We start from the raw sequence: 17,970 nt of genomic DNA on the forward strand, positions 1-17,970 counted from the left end.
TCCTGCCCGGAAAAGACTGGGCTGGCGGGTCAGCTGTCGAATCGTTGGGGAAAATTCCGGGGACATAATACAGACTTTGATGTGGGCTATTAAACCTGTATTTTGTCCCCAGAATTACTTACTGGTCAAATCAGATTGCCGGGGTAAAGGCGGTCATAATGACGCACAAACGGTAATAGAGTTTAACTAGAGGCAAGACCGGCCCGAGGGCCGGTCAGCCTTGTGACATTGTGAGCAGAAGCGGAAACAAGACGGTCGGGCGGGGTCATGGCTTGACATGCGACAAAGATGCTTCAAGATCTTCTCAGATCAGTCGTTGGAGAGGATCACAATGAAGAAATTAAAAAAGAGACTCGTTCTGGCGGTTTATGTTGTTCTGCTCTCTACAGGATGGGCATGCGCAAACTCGGTTTATTTGCCCTCAGTTTTGGCCAGTGATGGTAACGGAAGCCATGATAAAGGTGCGCCGGTTGCGGACACCCGCGTTGTACAGGACGGGGATAGAGGCGTTGTGCACGAGGAGCAAAACCCGCATGTTGACTCGACGGCTCCGGTGGAGGCCTGCTTGAAGGAGGGGGAGGCCTGTAACCCGCTCAACGATCGTTGCTGCGAGGGCTACTATTGTTTCGGTGGGCTTGTGCCGACATGTGTTCGTAAGCCTTAGCTGAGGGACGCTATTTGCACAGGAGATCAACGCCTTATGAAAACCGAAAAGGAGAAGATGCTTGCCGGCGAGCTTTACGATCCGCTGGAGCCACAACTTTGCAGAGAGCGTGACCGTTGTCGCGACTTATGCCTGCTGCTCAATGCCACTCGTGAGAGCCAAAAGGAGGAACGGAAGCGCCTGCTTGCCGAGCTTTTCGGAAAAGAGACGGACGTCTGGATTCAGCCGCCTTTTTTCTGCGACTACGGCACGAACATCACGCTTGGGACAAAGGTGCTCTTCAACTTCAACTGTGTGGTGCTCGACTGCACGAGCGTGACCATTGGCAACAACGTCCTCTTTGCTCCCTCGGTGCAAATCTACACGGCAATCCACCCAATAGCTGCCGCAGAGCGACGAATGTGGCTGGAATCTGCACAACCGATCACTATTGGCTCTGATGTATGGGTGGGTGGCGGTGCAATCATCTGCCCCGGAGTCACCATTGGAGATCGAACTGTGATCGGCGCGGGCAGTGTCGTCACTCGCGATGTGCCTTCCGATGTGATGGTTGCAGGGAATCCCGCCCGCGTGGTTCGAGAGCTGTTGCCGGAACCCGCAGAAAGAGCCTGATCTTCCTCACACTCTGGGCATGGTAAAAAAGAGACAAGCTACTTTATGAGGCCAGCCTGCAAAACTAAAGCATATCAACACTGATTATCCCTGTCCGCCTCTTCCCTGCGCCAGCAGATCGGCCAACTTGTCGAACGACTCGTTCCAACCCGCCTCGCACTGCTCCTTCATCTCCCCGGCCGGATGGCCGAAATGCCGCAGGGTCATCAAGGTCCCGCCATCCCGTTCTTCCAGCGTCACCTCCACCAGCAGCTCATCCGGCCATTCTCCGGTCAGACCGTACTGCGCGGCCGGTACGATAGTGCCCTGCTCGTCCGCAAAGCTGTCGGTGCAGACCAGCAGTGACGGTTCCACGATTTCCCGGTAGGTGCCGGTGCTCCAGTAGTCCTGCCCCTCCGGTGAACGCATGCAGCTGAGGAATGTACCTCCCACCCGCAGATCGATCGTACAGAAGGGGGTGGCGAAATTCTTCGGTCCCCACCAGCGCATCACGCGCTCCGGCTCGGTCCACGCCTTCCAGACTGCTTCCCGCGGTGCATCCAGCTGACGAACGATCACGAGTTCCGTTGCGGCTGCCGTTCCGATTGTATCCGTTGCATGTGCGACCATGGTTCTTCTCCTCTCCGGGTAACGAGGTACTGCATTCCCCTTCTTCAATTGTAGAACCCCTGCCTGCGGGAGACAACACAATGGAAGGAATTGACTTTTGCCGGCTGCAGCGGCATAACATCCTTCCCGAATTCCACATCCTCACACACCAGGGAGATACCGTGATTCTGACCGGAACCATCGCCAACGTTGCCACCATCTGCGCCGGCGCTTTGATCGGCCGCTATGCCGGCCGTTTTGTCCCCAGCAGGATGCGCCAGACGGTCATGGCCGGGCTGGGGTTGACGGTGCTGCTCATCGGCCTGCAGTTGGCGCTGAAAAGCCGGCAACCGCTGATTGTCATCGGCAGCCTGATCCTGGGCGGGGTCCTGGGTGAACTGCTGCAGATCGAGGCACGCCTTGAATCGTTCGGCAGATGGCTGCAGGGGCGCTTTGCCGGTGCGGGAAATATTGCGGAAGGGTTCGTGGCCGCCAGTCTGCTCTATTGCGTGGGGGCCATGGCGATCATGGGTGCGCTCCAGGACGGCTTCGGCGGCAAGCCGACCATCCTTTACGCCAAGGCCGCACTGGACGGTGTGGCCTCCGTTGCCCTGGCATCGACCCTGGGCATCGGGGTGCTCTTCTCCGCGCTGCCGGTAGGGCTGTACCAGGGCTCCATCACCCTTGCGGCAGGGTCGGCCAAGGCGCTGCTGACCGAACCGGTGGTGCTGGAAATGAATGCGGTCGGCGGGCTGCTGATCGCTGCCATCGGCCTGGATCTGATCGGGCTGAAACGCCTGCCGGTGGGCAACATGCTGCCGTCGGTCTTTGTGGCGGTGGGGCTGGTCTGGATGTTCGGGCTGGCGTGACAATCGGAGACAACGCCGCGAGCCGGGGTACCGGGGATCAGACGAGGAAAAGGGCCGGGAGCGTGAACGCCCGGCCCTTGTACCTGCAGCGGTTTCAGGCGGTCCGGATCAGAAGAACCTGCTCTTCAGCAGTTCAACCGCCTTCTGCAGTCCTCCACCTTCGGGGATTTCTCCATTGGGAGTGAGTTTGTCCACAAACCCGGGCAGGTGCTGGGAAAGGCGCGAGGTTATCTCTTCCTGCGGAACTCCCAGCCGCGTGGCCAGAGTCTGTATCTTTTCCGAACCGAACCCCTCCCTGATTTGGTCGGGCGAGATGGGCAGGTTCCTGCCCGTGCCGATCCAGGAAGACACGATCTCTCCCAAGCCCCTCTCCTGAAACATCCGCAGCAATCCTCCCAAGCCTCCGGAGCTGCCGGAAAACATTTCCATCACCCCGCTCAAGAGCTGTGTATTTGTCCCCTCTTCTCCCTGCCGGTGGCCTCCCAGCTTTTTGGTGATCTCGTCAAGAATACCCATGATGTACCTCCTTTGCGGTATGCTCAATAAAAGTAGACCAAGCAGGACCGGCCGTGTCAACCCGATTTCGGGCGTGCGGGGCAAATATGTTGCCCGCCTTTGCATCGCCGTTGCCGAGGCTTATACTTTAGGTAGAGGAACTACAGCGGAGCGGGGCCGTCAGTCTCTTCCGCTTTTTCGTGTGATTGTTGGCCGGTCGCCCTGCGGCGGGAGCGCGGGGGAGGGAGCGGAGCCCTCCGGGTGCCCGTGGGAAGATACGGGCCGTAGGTGGCCGCTGTACGAACGGACTATCGGGGTAACGTTTACCCGGGAGGTTAACTATGGAAACTCAATTCTATGAAACACGATCCACCCAGAGAGCAACACGTTTTCCGGCCATCAGCTGGGGCGCGATTTTCGCCGGGCTGGCCAGCGGACTTGCCGTGCAACTGCTGCTGACCCTGTTCGGGATTGCGGCAGGGCTTTCGGCACTCAATCCGGAAGCGGCCGAGCCGATGGGCAGGATTCCGCTGATGGCCGTCATCTGGACCGGGATCAGCCTGATTCTGGCGGCCTTTGTCGGCGGCTTCGTGGCGGCCAGGATGTCCGGATTTTCGCGCCTGGCCGATGGCCTGTTGCACGGGATGGTGGCCTGGGGCATCAGTACGGTAATTTTTGCCTATGCTCTGACAACCTCGGTCGGTTCGCTGATCGGCGGCGCGTTCAGCATAGCGGGGCAGGGGGCCAAGGCAGTAGCAGGCGGGGTGGCAGCTTCCGCCGGCGGCGTGGCAGGATCACAATCGGCCCAGACCCAGCTCGAAAGCCTGTTGAAGGGCACCAGCGGAGGAGGCGAGGTCAGCAAGGAGTCGTTGGCTGCCCTGCAACAGCGGCTTTCGGCGGGAGACCGTGACGGCGCCATGGATGTCATGGTGAATCAGATGGGTTTCACCCAAGAACGGGCGGCTCAGGTGCTGGAAAAGGGATCGACGCTGTTCGGGGCGGCCCAGAACGCGCCGCAGCAGGCCCGCGAAGTGGCGACCTCGGCAGTTTCCGGACTGTCCAAGGCGTCATGGGGGCTGTTCGTGGCATTGCTGTTGTCGATGATCCTGGGGATTTTCGGCGGCGCGGTCGGTTCACGGACAGCATTGAAGCGGCGCCATCCGCTGGTGCACTCCCATTAAATTCAACACCATCGGGTATTGCTTGAACCGAACCTGTCGACGGGTCGAACGTCGACAGGTTCTTTTTTTTGTCACGCCCTGAACCGTCAGCACCCCTGCCGTCAAAACGCCCTGCCGGTATCCGCCTCTTTTCCCCCTGCAGGTTGACTCACCGGTCAATTCTTTTATGCTTTGACTATGAAACTCGAATCACTAAGGCAGACGCCTGCCCAATCTCAACCCCATCGGAGATACCGTGAGAATAGCCCAGGTTTCACCATTGCATGAACGGGTCCCTCCGCTTCTGTACGGAGGCACCGAACGAATCGTTTCATATCTGACCGAGGAACTCGTGCGGCAGGGGCACGATGTGACGCTGTTCGCCAGCGGCGATTCGATTACCACGGCCAGGCTGGTCCCCTGCAGCAGGAATTCCCTGCGGATGGATGAAAGCTGCATCGATCCGATCCCCCATCACCTGCTGATGCTGGAGCGGGTCTTCCGCATGGCCGGCCAATTCGACATCATCCATTTTCATATCGATTATTTTCATTTTTCCATGTCGCGACGCCACCATCTGCCCCATGTGACCACGCTGCACGGGCGTCTCAACATTCCAGACCTTGTGCCGCTCTATCAGGAGTACTCCGAGGTGCCGGTGATATCCATCTCCGATTCGCAGCGTGCCCCACTTCCTTGGCTGAACTGGCTGGGAACGGTCCACCATGGTCTGCCGAAGGATCTGCTGTCCTTCAACCCGAAGGGAGGAGATTACCTGGCCTTTCTCGGCCGGATTTCTCCGGAAAAAGGGGTCGACGCCGCGATAGAGATCGCCCGCCAAAGCGGTATCCCATTGAAGATCGCGGCCAAGATCGACAAGGCCAATCACGATTACTACGAGAATATGGTAAAACCGCGGATCGACGGGCATCTGGTTGAGTACCTGGGGGAGATCGGCGAGAAGGAAAAGCCGGACTTTCTGGGCAACGCACTGGCGTTGATCTTCCCGATCGACTGGGAAGAGCCGTTCGGCCTGGTAATGATCGAGTCCATGGCATGCGGTACGCCGGTGATCGCCTTTGCCCGCGGCTCGGTGCCGGAGGTCATTCGGGACGGCGTTTCCGGTTTTCTGGCCAATGACGTCCAGGAGGCGGTCCAGGCGGCGAAATCTGCCGCCTCCCTCAGCCGGCAGAGCTGCCGGAGCTATTTCGAGAAAAACTTCTCCGCCTCGCGAATGGCCGAGGATTACCTGGCAGTCTACAGGCGGCTGGTTTCCGACGCGAACCGGCCGCCGGCCAGATGCATGGAAAAAGTATCAGCCACAGAGCCACAGCGGCAATACATGGCCGGCAGACTCAGGAGCTTGTGCAATTAGTCCCATATCTGCCATGTCGAAGCCATCGCCGGAAAAACAGGGCCTACGGAGGATCGTATGAAGGAGGTCATCCAGGTAGAGGACCGCTACTATATACTGGCTGCATCGGACCGGGCCGCGGAGTGTCTGCGCGTGTTGAAGCACGGCGAAACTTTTGCGATCTTCGACTGCCACGGCGACATTCAGCCGATCGGACTTGGGGAACAGGGTATCTTTCACGAGGGAACCCGTTTTCTGTCAAAACTGGAGCTGCGTTTCGCGGGCGAGCGTCCGCTCCTGTTGGGATCCACCATCAACAAGCAGAATGAACTGCTGGCCGTCGACCTGATGAATCCCGACTTCACTGCCGACGGCCATCAGGTCCGGCGCGATGCGGTACATGTATTCCGCTCCAAGTTCATCTGGAAAGGGAACTGCTACGAGCAGCTGCGTCTGACCAACTTCAGCCTGGAGCCTCTGGAGATACCCTTCAGCCTGAGCTTCGACAATGATTTCGCCGATATCTTCGAAGTGCGCGGTACCAGGCGTGAAGCTCGGGGAACCTTCCGTCCCCCCGAATACAGCGGCTCTACGGCCGTATTGTCGTATGACGGCCGCGACGGCGTTCTGCGGACGACACGTCTCGACTTCCACCCCCCTCCCGCCGGACTGTCCGATTCGGAGGCCACCTACCGGGTGGCTCTCAAGCCGAAGGAGTCGGCCACCTTCTGTATCACCGTGACCTGCGCCTGCCGGGAATGCGAGAGCTTCTGCGGCTCCTATGAGCAGGCGCTGGCAGAGTCGCGCGAATCTCTGTACGAATTCAAGAATGACTACTGCGAGATCGTCACCGATGACGACCATTTCAACACCCTGCTGGCCCGCTCACAGTCGGACCTGATCATGATGACGACCTGCACGGAGTCGGGCGCCTATCCCTATGCCGGGGTTCCCTGGTTCAGCACCCCCTTCGGCAGGGACGGCATCCTGACTGCCCTGGAGATGCTGTGGGCCAATCCGGATATGGCCCGCGGCGTACTTACCTTTCTGGCTCACACCCAGGCCGACCGGATCGATGCGGAAAACGATGCCGAACCGGGCAAGATCCTGCACGAGACACGCAAAGGCGAGATGGCCGCTTTGCGGGAGATTCCCTTCGGCTTCTATTATGGCAGCGTCGATTCCACACCGCTGTTCATCGTCCTGGCCGGTGCCTATTACGAGCGCTCGGGCGACCGGGATTTCATCGCCGGGATTTGGCCCAATGTGCTGCGGGCGCTGGAATGGATCGACACCTACGGCGATGCTGACGGCGACGGCTTTGTCGAGTATGCCCGGCATTCGCACGAAGGCTTGGTACAGCAGGGGTGGAAGGACTCGGAGGATTCCGTCTTCCATGCCGACGGCACCCTGGCCAAGGCTCCCATTGCCCTGTGCGAGGTGCAGGGCTATGTCTATGAAGCCAAGGTGCGGGCCGCGGAAATGGCAACCGCACTGGGAGAAACGGAGCGTGCCGCCGTACTGCGGGAGCAGGCCAGCACGTTGCAGCGGCGGTTTCACGAGGCTTTCTGGTGCGAGGATCTCTCGGTGTACGCCCTGGCCCTGGACGGGGACAAGCGCCCCTGCCGGGTACGCTCCTCCAATACGGGGCACTGCCTCTTTTCAGGCATCGCCGCCCCCGAGCATGCCGGTCTGATCTCCGCCAGCCTGTTGTCGGACATCTTTTTCACCGGCTGGGGCATACGCACCATTGCCAGCACCGAGCAGCGCTACAACCCGATGTCCTATCACAACGGCTCGATCTGGCCGCACGACAACGCCCTGATCGCGGCCGGCCTGGCCCGCTACGGCTACACGGAAAAAGCCATCGATGTGCTGCAAGGTATCTTCGATGCCTCCCAGGCCATGGAGTTGCACCGGCTGCCCGAACTGTTCTGCGGTTTCAAGCGCCGCGACGATTTCAGTCCGATCCTCTATCCGGTGGCCTGCGCCCCGCAGGCCTGGGCCGCCGCTTCGGTCTACCTGATGCTGCAGGGCTGCATCGGCCTGTCGATCGATGCCGTCAGTAAACGGGTCCGTTTCAACTTTCCGGTTTTGCCTCCGTTTCTCAACGAGGTACGCATCGACAATCTCCGGGTAGGGGCTGATGCTTCCGTGGATGTGGTACTGAAGCGGTACAACGGGGATGTGACCGTAAGCGTGGTGCGCAAGCAGGGGCCGGTGGAGGTGATGATCGTCAAGTAACTCACGCACACGCTCCGGGCAGGGGCGATGGAGGGCATGCCGAAGCCGGCGCGGGCCGCAGCAGGCGGGCGGTTGAGGCATCCGGCTCGTGCCGGCGGACCCTGGCGGACCCGGTGGGCAGGTCTTGACTTCTCCCCAGCCGGTTCTACCCTTTAAGAAAGACCTGAATTTCTGGAACGGCACCCGCCGGGCGAGGTACCTGTTACTCGCCATGAGGCCGCCAGAAAAGCCTTGGCCCGGGCGCTGGAGCCACGGATTCAGGAGCGGACCGACAACGGTCGCAAGGAGGCTGGATATGGCTAAGCTCAACGATAAGGACTACGACATCGTCAGCGTGATTTACCATTCGTCCCAGGCGGCGGAAATCTGCAGCAAATACGTTCAGGATGCCGCCAGAGAGGGTGACAAGGAAGCGGAACAGTTCTTTCATGACGTCCAGGACAAAAACGAAAGCCTCGTCGCGAGAGGGAAGGATCTGCTGAGATCCAGGATGTGAGCTCTGTAGCCGGATGCTGGAAGCATCTACTATGGCGGGTTGCATGACCCGTGAATATATCAATGTCAGGGTATCGCCGGACCGGAAACACGCGGTCCGGCGATTTGCGTTTTAAGGCCGTCATTTCCCCTCAGGTACGGGAAATCCATGGTTGACATATATTGTAGTTTTTGAATATATTGTTTTACGAATATTGGGAGGATCGCATGCTGCAGATGTACATGATACTGGCAATAGTGCTGCTGATTCCGGGACCGGCCAACAGCGAATCCCTGAAGCTGTCGCTCCGGGAGAGCATTGCCATGGCGCTTGGAACGAGCCATCGTATCAAGGCGGCCTCGTCCGGGGTGCAGGCAGCTCAGCAGAATGCGGCAGCCGTGGAGTCGCGCTACTATCCCGGCATCTTCCTCGATGAGAACTTCATTGCGTCCGATACCCCCACACGGGCCTTCATGATGAAGCTCGACCAGGGGCGTTTCACCCAGGACGATTTTCAGACCAGCACGCTCAACCATCCCGACCCGCGGCACGATTTCCGGACCGCCATCACTGCGGAGATCCCCCTGTTTGTCCCCTCCACGGCGCCGGCGCGCGCCATGGCGGTCAAGGAAGCGGAAAAAGAGGCCGCGCACCTGGATGCCGAGCAGGAGGAGGTGGCCTTCCAGGTATTCCGGCTCTACCTGCAGGCCCGCACGGCCGCGGCCCAGGCAGCGGTTGCCGGGCAGGCGGTGGCGGATGCCCGCGAAAACCTGCGCCTGGCCGATGTGCGCAGCCGGGCCGGCACCGGTCTGAAGTCCGACGAACTGCGCGCTCGCAGCCATCTCGCCACCCTGGAGCAGCGCCTGATCACGGCCAACAATGACCTGGCCATCGCCCGGATGCGTCTGGCCACGACCATCGGTCTTGGCCTCGGTTCCCGGGTGGAAACGCAGGATGAGCCGCTGGCGTTCCCTCTCGACGCCAGCGAAGAGAGCCTCATGGCCGCGGCCCGCGCGGAGCGGCGCGACCTGCGCGCCGCGCGCACCGAGCTGGAGCGGACGGACGCCGCGGTGAGTCTGGCCACCAGGGCCTATCTGCCGACTCTGGGGGCCGTGGCCGGCTACGAGATGCACGGTTCAGCGCCATTCAGCGCCGACAACGATTCCTGGATGGCCGGCCTGAGCCTCCGCTGGCAACTGTTCGACGGTTTCGGCCGCTCCCGCGAGCGCGGCCGGGCCGCGGCCCTGCGGACGGCTGCCGGGGAGCGCCTGCGGAGCAGTCAGGACGAGGTCGAATTTCAGGTGCGGGAAAGCCTGCTCAGGCGGGAAGAGATGCTGCAGCGCCGGGAGGTGGCGCGCCATGCCCTGGCAGATGCCGAGGAGGCGGCCCGCCTGGTGGCCCGGCGCTTCGAAAATGCCCTGGCTACCATGGTGGAACTGCTGGATGCCCAGACAGCCCTGAACCAGGCCCGGGCCACGCTTCAGGCCAGCGAGGCCGATGCCGCGCTGGCGACCGGCGCGGTCTGGCATGCCTGCGGGATCTTTCTGAAGGAGATGAGATGAAACAGCGAATCATGGCGCTTCTGTGCGCGGCCGTGCTGCTCGGCGGGTGCTCCCGGGGGCACGATGGCGGGAAACAGGCCAGCGCGCCCCCCGTGGTGCTGAAGGGGCTTGCGCTGCAGGCGGTCACCCGCTCGGCCCTGCCCGATACCCTGGAGGCGACCGGAACGGTGCGCGCCCGCACCAGCGCGGTGGTGGCCTCCCGCATCCCCGGCACGCTCAGCATGCTGAACGTGCGGGAAGGGGACCGGGTCAGCAAGGGGCAGGTGCTGGCCCGGCTGGACGCCCAGGAACATCAGGCCGCCGCCGCGGCAGCCCTGGCCGGGATCGACGAAGCGCAGCAGGCGCTCGAAGAGAGCCGGGCGCGCCAGCGGCTGGCCGACCTGACCTTCGAGCGGTTCCGCAGGCTGTTCGACGAACAGGCCGTCACCCGCCAGGAGTTCGACATCCGGCGGACCGAACGGGACCTGGCCGCCCAGGCCGTGGCGCGGGCCGAGGCGCGCCTGAAGCAGGCCCGGGAAGGCTCGGGGGCGGCCCGGACCCTGGCCGACCAGACGAGCATCCTCGCACCGCTCACGGGCATCGTCACCAGCCGGCAGGCGGACCCGGGCAGCACGGTTTTCCCGGCCCAGCCTCTGATGACCATCGAGGACGGAACGCACTATCAACTTGAGCTCGATATCCCGGAGAACATGGTGGCCAGACTCAGGCCGGGTATGCCGGTGGGGGTGACGCTGGATGCCCTGGGTGCCGCACCCGCCTCATTCACCGCCCGGATTGACGAAATCGTGCCGGCTGCCGACCCGCGCAGCCGCACCGTTGTCGCCAAGGTTCCCCTGGAGCGGGCCGGACTCAGGTCGGGCATGTTCGGGCGGGGCAGCATCACCCTGGGCAGTTCCACCTCCGGTATTCTGGTGGCGGAGCAGGGGATCGTGAGACGCGGAGCCCTGACCTCGGTCTGGGTGGTTGACCGGGACAACGTGGCCCGTCTGCGCCTGGTGAAGGCCGGCAAGACGGCCAGCGGCCGGGTCGAGATCCTGGCCGGCCTGTCGGAGGGGGAGCGGGTGGTGGTATCGGGCGCGGAGAAGGTCAGCGAAGGAGCCAGGATCGAATGAGTCAGGGGAATCCGCTCGGCTTTGCTGGACACATGGCCCGTGCCTTCATCAACTCGAAGCTGACCCCGCTGATCGTGGTGGCCGCACTGCTGCTTGGACTGTATGCCGTGAAGCAGACCCCCCGCGAGGAAGAACCCCAGATCTCCGTCCCCATGGTGGACATCTACCTGCCGATGCCCGGCTCGGCGCCGCAGGAGGTTCAGGAACGGGTGGTCAAGCCGCTGGAGGCCAAGCTGTGGGAGATCACCGGGGTCGAGTACCTCTATTCCATGAGCCGTCCCGGCCTGGGGATCATCACCGTGCGCTTTCTGGTGGGGCAGAACATGGAGGAGTCGCTGGTCAAGCTCTACAACAAGGTGATGAGCAACCGCACCCTCCTTCCGCCCGGCGCGGCTGAACCGCTGGTGGTGCCCAAATCCATCGACGATGTGCCGATCATGGCCCTGACCCTCTGGTCGGGCCGCTACGATCATGACACCCTGCGCACCCTGGCCCGGGAAGTGGCGGACGAGCTGAAGAAGGGGGCAAACACTGCCGAGGTGGAGATCAGGGGAGGGCTCTCCCGTCAGGTGCGGGTTGTGCTGGATGCGCCGCGCCTGGCCGGATACGGGCTCTCACCGCTTCAGGTGGCCGCGGCCCTGCAGAAGGGGAACGCCACTCTTCCCTCGGGCAGCTTCTCCAGTGCCAACAGGGAGCTGCTGGTGGATACGGGCGGTTTTCTGGACAACGCCGAGGCGGTCAGGCGCCTGGTGGTGGGGGTCTACAACGGCAAACCGGTCTACCTGGCCGATGTGGCCCACGTGGAAGATGGCCCGAGCGAACCGGCCGATTATGTCTTTTTCGGGGTGGGAGCGGCGGCACACGCAGGGGCGACCGGCCCGGTCGCCCAATCCGGACGAGGCAGCGCCTCGCCCCTGCAGATCAATGAAAACGCCGACTACCCGGCCGTGACCATCTCCGTGGCCAAACGCAAGGGGGCCAACGCCACCTGGGTGGCCGAGGACCTGCTGGCCAAGGTCGAGTCCCTGAAGGGGACCCTGATCCCGGCGGACGTGCAGGTCACGGTCACGCGCAACTACGGCGAGACCGCCAAGGAGAAGAACAACGAGCTCCTGTTCCACATGTTCCTGGCCGCCATATCGGTCACCATCCTGATCGCCCTGTTCATGGGGTGGCGTGCCGGGGCGGTGGCCGCCATCGCCATCCCGGTCACCCTGGCCCTGACCATGCTGGTCTTCAACCTGATCGGTTACACCCTGAACCGCATCACCCTGTTTGCCCTGATCTTCTCCATCGGCATCCTGGTGGACGATGCCATCGTGGTGGTTGAGAACATCCACCGCTACTTCACCACCACCGTGCTGAAGCCGCTGGAGGCGGCCATCCGTGCGGTGGACGAGATCGGCAACCCCACGGTGCTGGCCACCTTTGCGGTCATCGCCTCCATCCTCCCCATGGGGTTCGTCGGGGGACTGATGGGGCCCTACATGCGCCCCATCCCGGTGGGTGCCAGCATGGCCATGCTCTTCTCCCTGCTGATCGCCTTCATCGTCACCCCCTACTTCGCCTTCCGCTTCATGCGGGGCGAGTCCCACCATGGCACGGCGGAAGCCCCGGAAGAGTCGCGGCTGACCGCCTTTTACCGGAAATGGATGGGGCGCCTGATCCACGAGAAACGCCTCCGCTGCGGCTTCCTGACCGGCGTGGTGGTCCTGTTGCTCCTCTCCTGCTCCCTGATCTGGTTCAAGGCCGTGACCGTCAAGATGCTCCCGTTCGACAACAAGAACGAGCTGCAGGTGATCATCGACGCCCCCGAGGGGACCCCCCTGGAACAGACCGCCCGCATTACCCGCGAGATGGGTGACGCCCTGCGGAGGGTGCCGGAGGTGACCGACTTCCAGATGTACGTCGGCACCAGCGCCCCCTTCAATTTCAACGGCCTGGTGCGCCACTACTACCTGCGCGAGGCGCCCAACCAGGCCGACATTCAGGTGAACCTGCTTCCCAAGGACCAGCGCTCGGACCAGTCCCACGCCATTGCCAAACGCATCCGCCCGCTGCTGAAAACGGTGGCCGACCGATACGGGGCCCGGGTCAAGGTGGCTGAAATTCCGCCCGGCCCGCCGGTGCTGGCCACCCTGGTGGCCGAGGTCTACGGCCCGGACGACGCCAGCCGCGCTGCCATCGCCGCCAAGGTCAGGACGATCATGGAAAAGACGGTCGGTGTGGTGGATGTGGACTGGTACCGCGAGGCTGACCAGGAGAAGATCACCTTTGGCGTTGACCGGGAAAAGGCGGCCCTGTCGGGCATCAGCGTGGAGGATGTGGCCCGGACCCTGGCCATCGCACTCCATGGCCAGGACGTGGGGCTTCTGCACCAGGCCGGGGCCAAAGAGCCGGTCTTCATCAACCTGCGCCTGCCAACCGCCCAGAGAAGCTCGGTGGCGAACCTCTCCGCCATCCACGTCCCCGGCCCCCAAGGCAGCGTGCCGCTCTCCCAGTTAGTGCGGGTTACGGTCGGGGACGAGGCAAAGACCCTCTACCGCAAGAACCTCAAGAACGTGGTCTATGTCATCGGCGACGTGGCGGGCCAGATAGAGGCCCCGGTCTATGCCATACTGAAGATGCAAAAGGAGATCAGCGACCTCCCCACGCCTGACGGCACGCGGATCGAGATCCTCGCCAGCCGCCAGCCCTGGTCGGAACGGCACATGGGGATGAAGTGGGACGGCGAGTGGCACATCACTTACGAGGTCTTCCGCGACCTGGGGATCGCCTTCGGCGCGGTAATGGTGCTGATCTACATCCTGGTGGTGGCCTGGTTCCGGGACTTTACCACGCCGCTCGTGATCATGGCCCCGATCCCGCTGACCCTGATCGGCATCCTGCCCGGCCATGCCCTGTTCGGCGCCTTCTTCACCGCCACCTCCATGATCGGCTTCATTGCCCTGGCCGGAATCATCGTGCGCAACTCGATCATCCTGATCGATTTCGCCGAGATGAAGCGCCGTGAGGGCATGGCCCTGGACGAGGCCATCATCGAGGCGGGCGCGGTGCGGTTCCGCCCCATGCTGCTCACCGCGGCCGCGGTGGTGGTGGGGAGCTTCGTGATCGTGTTCGACCCGATCTTCCAGGGACTGGCCATTGCCATGATGTGCGGCGAGATCGCCTCCACCGCCTTGTCGCGGGTGACGGTGCCGATCTTGTATTATCTCGTGCAGAGCTGGAAAGAACGGCATAATTCTGCAACCACGAAGGGCACGAAGGAACACGAAGAGGGGCTCAAAACATGACAGATTTGCTATTCAGAGACGAAGTGTTTCAGATCATTGGGGCCGCTATCGAGGTTCACAAGGAACTTGACGTTTCTTTCGTGTATCTTCGTGCCCTTCGTGGTTAGAGGAGTCAAAATGTTCCGGTCGAAAAAGGCGCAACCAGCAAGCGAAGGAAGGGAATTGGCAGAGCAATGCCGCATCGAGGCCGAGGCGCTGTACAGCTCCGGCACGCACCACTGCGCCGAGGCGGTGGTGGGGGCGGTCAGTGGCTTTGGCGGCGGCTCCGGGTCAGGGTGCATCTGCGGCGCAGTGTCGGGCGACACGGCCGCCATGGGGCTCGTGGTGAACAGCAGAAAGGACATCATGCACCTGACTCGCGAGCTGCACACCTGGTTCAAGGAGAAATACCGGGTGACCTGCTGCAAGACCATCCGCGCCGCCAACGACAAGGGGATCTGTCCCATCATCACCGGCGAGGTGGCGGGGCGGATCGCCGAGATGCTGTCGCATCGGTAATTCAGTGAGGTACATTATGAAAGATATCCTGCTGCTGATCGGCGTTGTGGTGTTCTGGTATGCCCTCCAGAGGTACATCCTGCCGTACTTCGGTGTGCAAACGTGAATGTCGCAGACCTGTGACCTCGGGGACCGGGGTACGAAGAACAACGCCGACAAAGAAGATCGCAAGAAAAACACGTCACAAGGACAAGCACCATGAAAGAAGAATTCTATATCGAGCGGGTCGTGAGGATCATCGCCGGGACATTCGTGATGGTCTCGCTGCTGCTGGCCCATTTCCATAGCCCCTACTGGCTCTGGTTCACCGCCTTCGTGGGGCTGAACCTGTTCCAGTCCGGATTCACCCAGTTCTGCCCGATGTTCGGCATTCTGGCGAAGCTGGGGGTGCCGAGGTTTCCAAAGGGCTGCTGCAAATAGAACCTGTCGCCAGCGGCAGGTGACAAACGGCTACTCCCAGCCCGCACTCAGCGCGGCAACCCCGGCCCATCCCCCGGTCCCACCGATTCGACCCGCGGCACCACATTCTCGAACAGCTCCTGCGCCACGCTCTGAATATCTTCGGCCGTGACCGCGGCGATGGCCTGCAGCGACGTTGCGATCGGCTCCGGCGCACCCAAGAGCGAGGTGGTGTTGGAGATGCGGCGCACCTGGGTCTCGCATTCGTCCAGCGCCATCAGCCGTTTGGAACGGATCTGCTCCTTGGCCGCCTCCAGCGTCTCGTGGCTGACCCGCTCCCTGCAGAACCGCAGCACCTCCCCATGGCTGACGTCGATCGCTTCCTGGGCGCGGTCGGCGCTGGTGCCGGCGTAGATCAGGAGACCAGCCGTATCGCTGTAGGAGGCCATCTGCGAGTAGACCGAATAGGCCAGGCTGCGGCGCTCCCTGACTTCCCGGAACAGCCGGGAACTCATGCCGCTGCCCAGGATCTGGTTGAATACCGCCAGGGTGTGGCGGTGCTCGTTGCCGGCCGGCGGAAGCGGGTAGCCCATGTAGAACTGGGTCTGCTCCATCTGGCGTTGATAATGGAGATGATCGGCAGTGGCAGGGCTCCAGCCCGGTTCGGGAACCGTCACCGGCAGCCGTCCGGTCGGCAATCCCCCCAGCAGCCGCTCGGTCAGGTCTACGATGCGATCGTGCTCCAGATTGCCGGCCGCCGACACGATGGTGGCATGGGCCAGGTAATGGGATAGTTTGTGCGACATCAGGCGGTCGCGGGAAATCGCGCCGATCGATTCGGCTGTGCCGAGGATCGGCGATCCGAGCGGATGGGCCTTCCAGAAGCCCTGATGAAAGCGGTTATAGACGAAGCGGCCGGGGTTGTCGTAGTTCATGGCTATTTCCTGCAGCACCACCCCGCGCTCCTTCTCGACCTCCGTCGGCGGCAGGTTTGAATGCACGAACATGTCAGCCAGGATCGCCAGGGTCGCAGGCACCGCTGCCGCACGCGAGACGGCGTAGTAGAAGACCTCCTCCTGGCTGGTATAGGCATTCACCCGGGCTCCCAGCGCGTCGAACTCCTCCATGATCCGGTCTGCGGTGCGCGTCGGGGTGCCCTTGAACAGCAGGTGCTCGATGAAATGTGACGCTCCGCCGCTCTCGGCATCCTCGTGCCTGGTGCTGCTGTCGATCCGTATTCCCACGGCAGCGCTCTGCATGCCGGCAATTTTCTGGGTTGCCACCCTGATCCCGTTTGAAAGGGTCGTCATCCGCACATTCGGCAGGTTATCGAACATTGGCGTACGTGCTCCTTGCGTATCTGATTCATCCGGAATTGTCCGGTCGGCCGCGGCAAAGAATTGGCGGCCCTCTCATTCAAAGATACCGATCATTTGCCATTACCGCAACCGGGAAAACCGGTTGAAATACCGCTTCGGTGCCGATCGGGGACGGCGTTTTCTTGCCCATCAGGGTCTTTGGTCTATACTTTTATCGCAGGCAGCAATCACCCGGAAAGGGAGCTTCGGCTGAGGTGATGTATGGTAACCGAGGAGACGAGGGCGTTTCTGGACGGCATACAGACGGCAATCGTTGCCACGTCCGACGCGGAGGGACATCCCCATCTGGCGCTGGGAAGCGGTTTCCGCTTCATGGACGAAAGTCACATCGTATTCCAGAACTGGTTTTGCCGGACGACCCTGCAGAATCTGGAGAGCAACCCGCGGGTGGCGCTGGCGGTACTGCGGGAACCGGGCGGCACCGGTTACCAGTTCATCGGCAGCGTGGTCCGCAGCAGTGATGCCGCTCTGCTGGGGGGATACGCGCCGGACGTTGAGCCCCCCGATGAGCCGCAGGCCCTGATCCGCCTGGTGGTGCGGGTGGAGCGGGTACTGGCGTTTTGCAGCGGGTTTCACACCGATCTGCCTGTCGAATTTGACAGTGCGGTACACCTGTGACAGGAGGGCAGCCTATGAACCTGGAAATGCATGCGGTAAAGATAGATTACCCGGAAGGGTGCAATATCATCATGGGACAGGCCCATTTCATCAAGACCGCCGAGGACCTGTACGAGATCGTGGCCACCACCCTGCCGCAGGCCCGGTTCGGAGTGGCCTTCAGCGAAGCCTCCGGCGCCTGCCTGATCAGGACCGAGGGGAACGATCAGGAGCTGGAGCATGTCTGTGCCACTGCCCTGAAGGCGATCGGTGCCGGCCATGTCTTCTGCATCCTGCTGCGGGATGGGTACCCGATCAATATCCTCAACCAGTTGAAGCACTGTCCGGAGGTTTGCACCATCTACTGCGCCACAGCTAACCCGCTCCAGGTGATGGTCGCCTCCACCCTGCAGGGGTGGGGTATCCTGGGGGTGATCGACGGTTTTCCCCCCAAAGGTATCGAGTCCGACGAAGACCGACAGGAACGGCGGGAGCTTCTGCGGCGGATCGGGTACAAGCGGTGAGATACAAGCGGTGAGAAGATATTTCCAGCGAGGTTGAACCGCGTTGAATCTGAAGCCGTAACGTCTCCATGCCTGCGCTGGCCTGGAAGGCCTCTGCCCTGACGTTTCTGCGGCATGGAGCGGCTCTGCGGAGGGCCCGCGAATC

16 protein-coding genes are annotated in these 17,970 nt (G+C 62.0%); 13 read left to right on the forward strand and 3 right to left on the reverse strand.

The window, feature by feature from the left end:
- The first annotated feature begins 700 nt into the window (after positions 1 to 700).
- Positions 701 to 1,276: a sugar O-acetyltransferase gene (locus GSVR_RS04280; RefSeq protein WP_173196190.1), complete on the forward strand. Its 576-nt coding sequence runs from the start codon at positions 701 to 703 to the stop codon at positions 1,274 to 1,276.
- A gap of 84 nt (positions 1,277 to 1,360) precedes the next feature.
- On the opposite strand, the gene GSVR_RS04285 is transcribed toward GSVR_RS04280, so the two are convergent.
- The gene (locus GSVR_RS04285; RefSeq protein WP_173196188.1) at positions 1,361 to 1,885 is read right to left on the reverse strand and encodes an SRPBCC domain-containing protein; all 525 of its coding nucleotides are present in this window, start codon (positions 1,883 to 1,885) and stop codon (positions 1,361 to 1,363) included.
- 161 nt (positions 1,886 to 2,046) lie between these two features.
- Between GSVR_RS04285 and GSVR_RS04290 the strand changes: the two genes are divergently transcribed.
- Positions 2,047 to 2,733: a DUF554 domain-containing protein gene (locus GSVR_RS04290; RefSeq protein WP_173196677.1), complete on the forward strand. Its 687-nt coding sequence runs from the start codon at positions 2,047 to 2,049 to the stop codon at positions 2,731 to 2,733.
- Between the two features lie 108 nt (positions 2,734 to 2,841).
- Here the strand turns inward: GSVR_RS04290 and GSVR_RS04295 are convergent, their stop codons facing one another.
- Positions 2,842 to 3,249, reverse strand: coding sequence for a YidB family protein (locus tag GSVR_RS04295; protein ID WP_173196186.1), 408 nt, complete (start codon positions 3,247 to 3,249; stop codon positions 2,842 to 2,844).
- A 320-nt stretch (positions 3,250 to 3,569) separates the two neighbouring features.
- On the opposite strand from GSVR_RS04295, the gene GSVR_RS04300 reads away from it, so the two are divergent.
- The 9 genes from GSVR_RS04300 (at position 3,570) to GSVR_RS04340 (ending at position 15,346) form a co-directional block, all read left to right on the forward strand.
- Positions 3,570 to 4,409: a hypothetical protein gene (locus GSVR_RS04300; protein WP_173196184.1), complete on the forward strand. Its 840-nt coding sequence runs from the start codon at positions 3,570 to 3,572 to the stop codon at positions 4,407 to 4,409.
- Positions 4,410 to 4,644: 235 nt separating this feature from the next.
- Positions 4,645 to 5,763: a glycosyltransferase family 4 protein gene (locus tag GSVR_RS04305; RefSeq protein ID WP_173196182.1), complete on the forward strand. Its 1,119-nt coding sequence runs from the start codon at positions 4,645 to 4,647 to the stop codon at positions 5,761 to 5,763.
- A 57-nt stretch (positions 5,764 to 5,820) separates the two neighbouring features.
- The gene (locus GSVR_RS04310; RefSeq protein ID WP_173196180.1) at positions 5,821 to 7,986 is read left to right on the forward strand and encodes an amylo-alpha-1,6-glucosidase; all 2,166 of its coding nucleotides are present in this window, start codon (positions 5,821 to 5,823) and stop codon (positions 7,984 to 7,986) included.
- Positions 7,987 to 8,281: 295 nt separating this feature from the next.
- Complete coding sequence (locus GSVR_RS04315) at positions 8,282 to 8,482, forward strand: hypothetical protein (protein WP_173196178.1); 201 nt, start codon at positions 8,282 to 8,284, stop codon at positions 8,480 to 8,482.
- 206 nt (positions 8,483 to 8,688) lie between these two features.
- A complete protein-coding gene (locus GSVR_RS04320; RefSeq protein ID WP_173196176.1) occupies positions 8,689 to 10,023 on the forward strand; it encodes a TolC family protein in 1,335 nt (444 codons plus the stop codon).
- Entirely contained in the window at positions 10,020 to 11,135 is a 1,116-nt protein-coding gene (locus GSVR_RS04325; protein WP_173196174.1) for an efflux RND transporter periplasmic adaptor subunit, read from the forward strand. The genes GSVR_RS04320 and GSVR_RS04325 overlap by 4 nt, the downstream gene beginning before the upstream one ends.
- Positions 11,132 to 14,428, forward strand: a complete 3,297-nt coding sequence (locus tag GSVR_RS04330) for an efflux RND transporter permease subunit (protein ID WP_173196172.1) — start codon at positions 11,132 to 11,134, stop codon at positions 14,426 to 14,428. The genes GSVR_RS04325 and GSVR_RS04330 overlap by 4 nt, the downstream gene beginning before the upstream one ends.
- A 117-nt stretch (positions 14,429 to 14,545) precedes the next feature.
- On the forward strand, positions 14,546 to 14,926 hold the full coding sequence (locus tag GSVR_RS04335; protein WP_173196170.1) for a C-GCAxxG-C-C family protein: 381 nt from the start codon (positions 14,546 to 14,548) through the stop codon (positions 14,924 to 14,926).
- A 198-nt stretch (positions 14,927 to 15,124) separates the two neighbouring features.
- Positions 15,125 to 15,346: a DUF2892 domain-containing protein gene (locus GSVR_RS04340; protein WP_173196168.1), complete on the forward strand. Its 222-nt coding sequence runs from the start codon at positions 15,125 to 15,127 to the stop codon at positions 15,344 to 15,346.
- A gap of 47 nt (positions 15,347 to 15,393) precedes the next feature.
- On the opposite strand, the gene GSVR_RS04345 is transcribed toward GSVR_RS04340, so the two are convergent.
- Complete coding sequence (locus GSVR_RS04345; protein WP_173196166.1) at positions 15,394 to 16,662, reverse strand: pitrilysin family protein; 1,269 nt, start codon at positions 16,660 to 16,662, stop codon at positions 15,394 to 15,396.
- 243 nt (positions 16,663 to 16,905) lie between these two features.
- Between GSVR_RS04345 and GSVR_RS04350 the strand changes: the two genes are divergently transcribed.
- The gene (locus GSVR_RS04350; RefSeq protein ID WP_173196164.1) at positions 16,906 to 17,322 is read left to right on the forward strand and encodes a pyridoxamine 5'-phosphate oxidase family protein; all 417 of its coding nucleotides are present in this window, start codon (positions 16,906 to 16,908) and stop codon (positions 17,320 to 17,322) included.
- Between the two features lie 14 nt (positions 17,323 to 17,336).
- Complete coding sequence (locus tag GSVR_RS04355) at positions 17,337 to 17,825, forward strand: adenosine-specific kinase (RefSeq protein ID WP_173196162.1); 489 nt, start codon at positions 17,337 to 17,339, stop codon at positions 17,823 to 17,825.
- Positions 17,826 to 17,970 lie beyond the last annotated feature (145 nt).

The sequence above is a fragment of the Geobacter sp. SVR genome (assembly GCF_016865365.1).
GTDB lineage: Bacteria > Desulfobacterota > Desulfuromonadia > Geobacterales > Pseudopelobacteraceae > Pelotalea.

What these genes read in the sequence shown, in the direction of transcription:
- GSVR_RS04280 (WP_173196190.1), top strand. Translation starts at nt 701, where the DNA reads ATGAAAACCGAAAAGGAGAAGATGCTTGCCGGCGAGCTTTACGATCCG.
- GSVR_RS04285 (WP_173196188.1), bottom strand. Translation starts at nt 1,885, where the DNA reads ATGGTCGCACATGCAACGGATACAATCGGAACGGCAGCCGCAACGGAA.
- GSVR_RS04295 (WP_173196186.1), bottom strand. Translation starts at nt 3,249, where the DNA reads ATGGGTATTCTTGACGAGATCACCAAAAAGCTGGGAGGCCACCGGCAG.
- GSVR_RS04300 (WP_173196184.1), top strand. Translation starts at nt 3,570, where the DNA reads ATGGAAACTCAATTCTATGAAACACGATCCACCCAGAGAGCAACACGT.
- GSVR_RS04310 (WP_173196180.1), top strand. Translation starts at nt 5,821, where the DNA reads ATGAAGGAGGTCATCCAGGTAGAGGACCGCTACTATATACTGGCTGCA.
- GSVR_RS04315 (WP_173196178.1), top strand. Translation starts at nt 8,282, where the DNA reads ATGGCTAAGCTCAACGATAAGGACTACGACATCGTCAGCGTGATTTAC.
- GSVR_RS04320 (WP_173196176.1), top strand. Translation starts at nt 8,689, where the DNA reads ATGCTGCAGATGTACATGATACTGGCAATAGTGCTGCTGATTCCGGGA.
- GSVR_RS04325 (WP_173196174.1), top strand. Translation starts at nt 10,020, where the DNA reads ATGAAACAGCGAATCATGGCGCTTCTGTGCGCGGCCGTGCTGCTCGGC.
- GSVR_RS04330 (WP_173196172.1), top strand. Translation starts at nt 11,132, where the DNA reads ATGAGTCAGGGGAATCCGCTCGGCTTTGCTGGACACATGGCCCGTGCC.
- GSVR_RS04335 (WP_173196170.1), top strand. Translation starts at nt 14,546, where the DNA reads ATGTTCCGGTCGAAAAAGGCGCAACCAGCAAGCGAAGGAAGGGAATTG.
- GSVR_RS04340 (WP_173196168.1), top strand. Translation starts at nt 15,125, where the DNA reads ATGAAAGAAGAATTCTATATCGAGCGGGTCGTGAGGATCATCGCCGGG.
- GSVR_RS04345 (WP_173196166.1), bottom strand. Translation starts at nt 16,662, where the DNA reads ATGTTCGATAACCTGCCGAATGTGCGGATGACGACCCTTTCAAACGGG.
- GSVR_RS04350 (WP_173196164.1), top strand. Translation starts at nt 16,906, where the DNA reads ATGGTAACCGAGGAGACGAGGGCGTTTCTGGACGGCATACAGACGGCA.
- GSVR_RS04355 (WP_173196162.1), top strand. Translation starts at nt 17,337, where the DNA reads ATGAACCTGGAAATGCATGCGGTAAAGATAGATTACCCGGAAGGGTGC.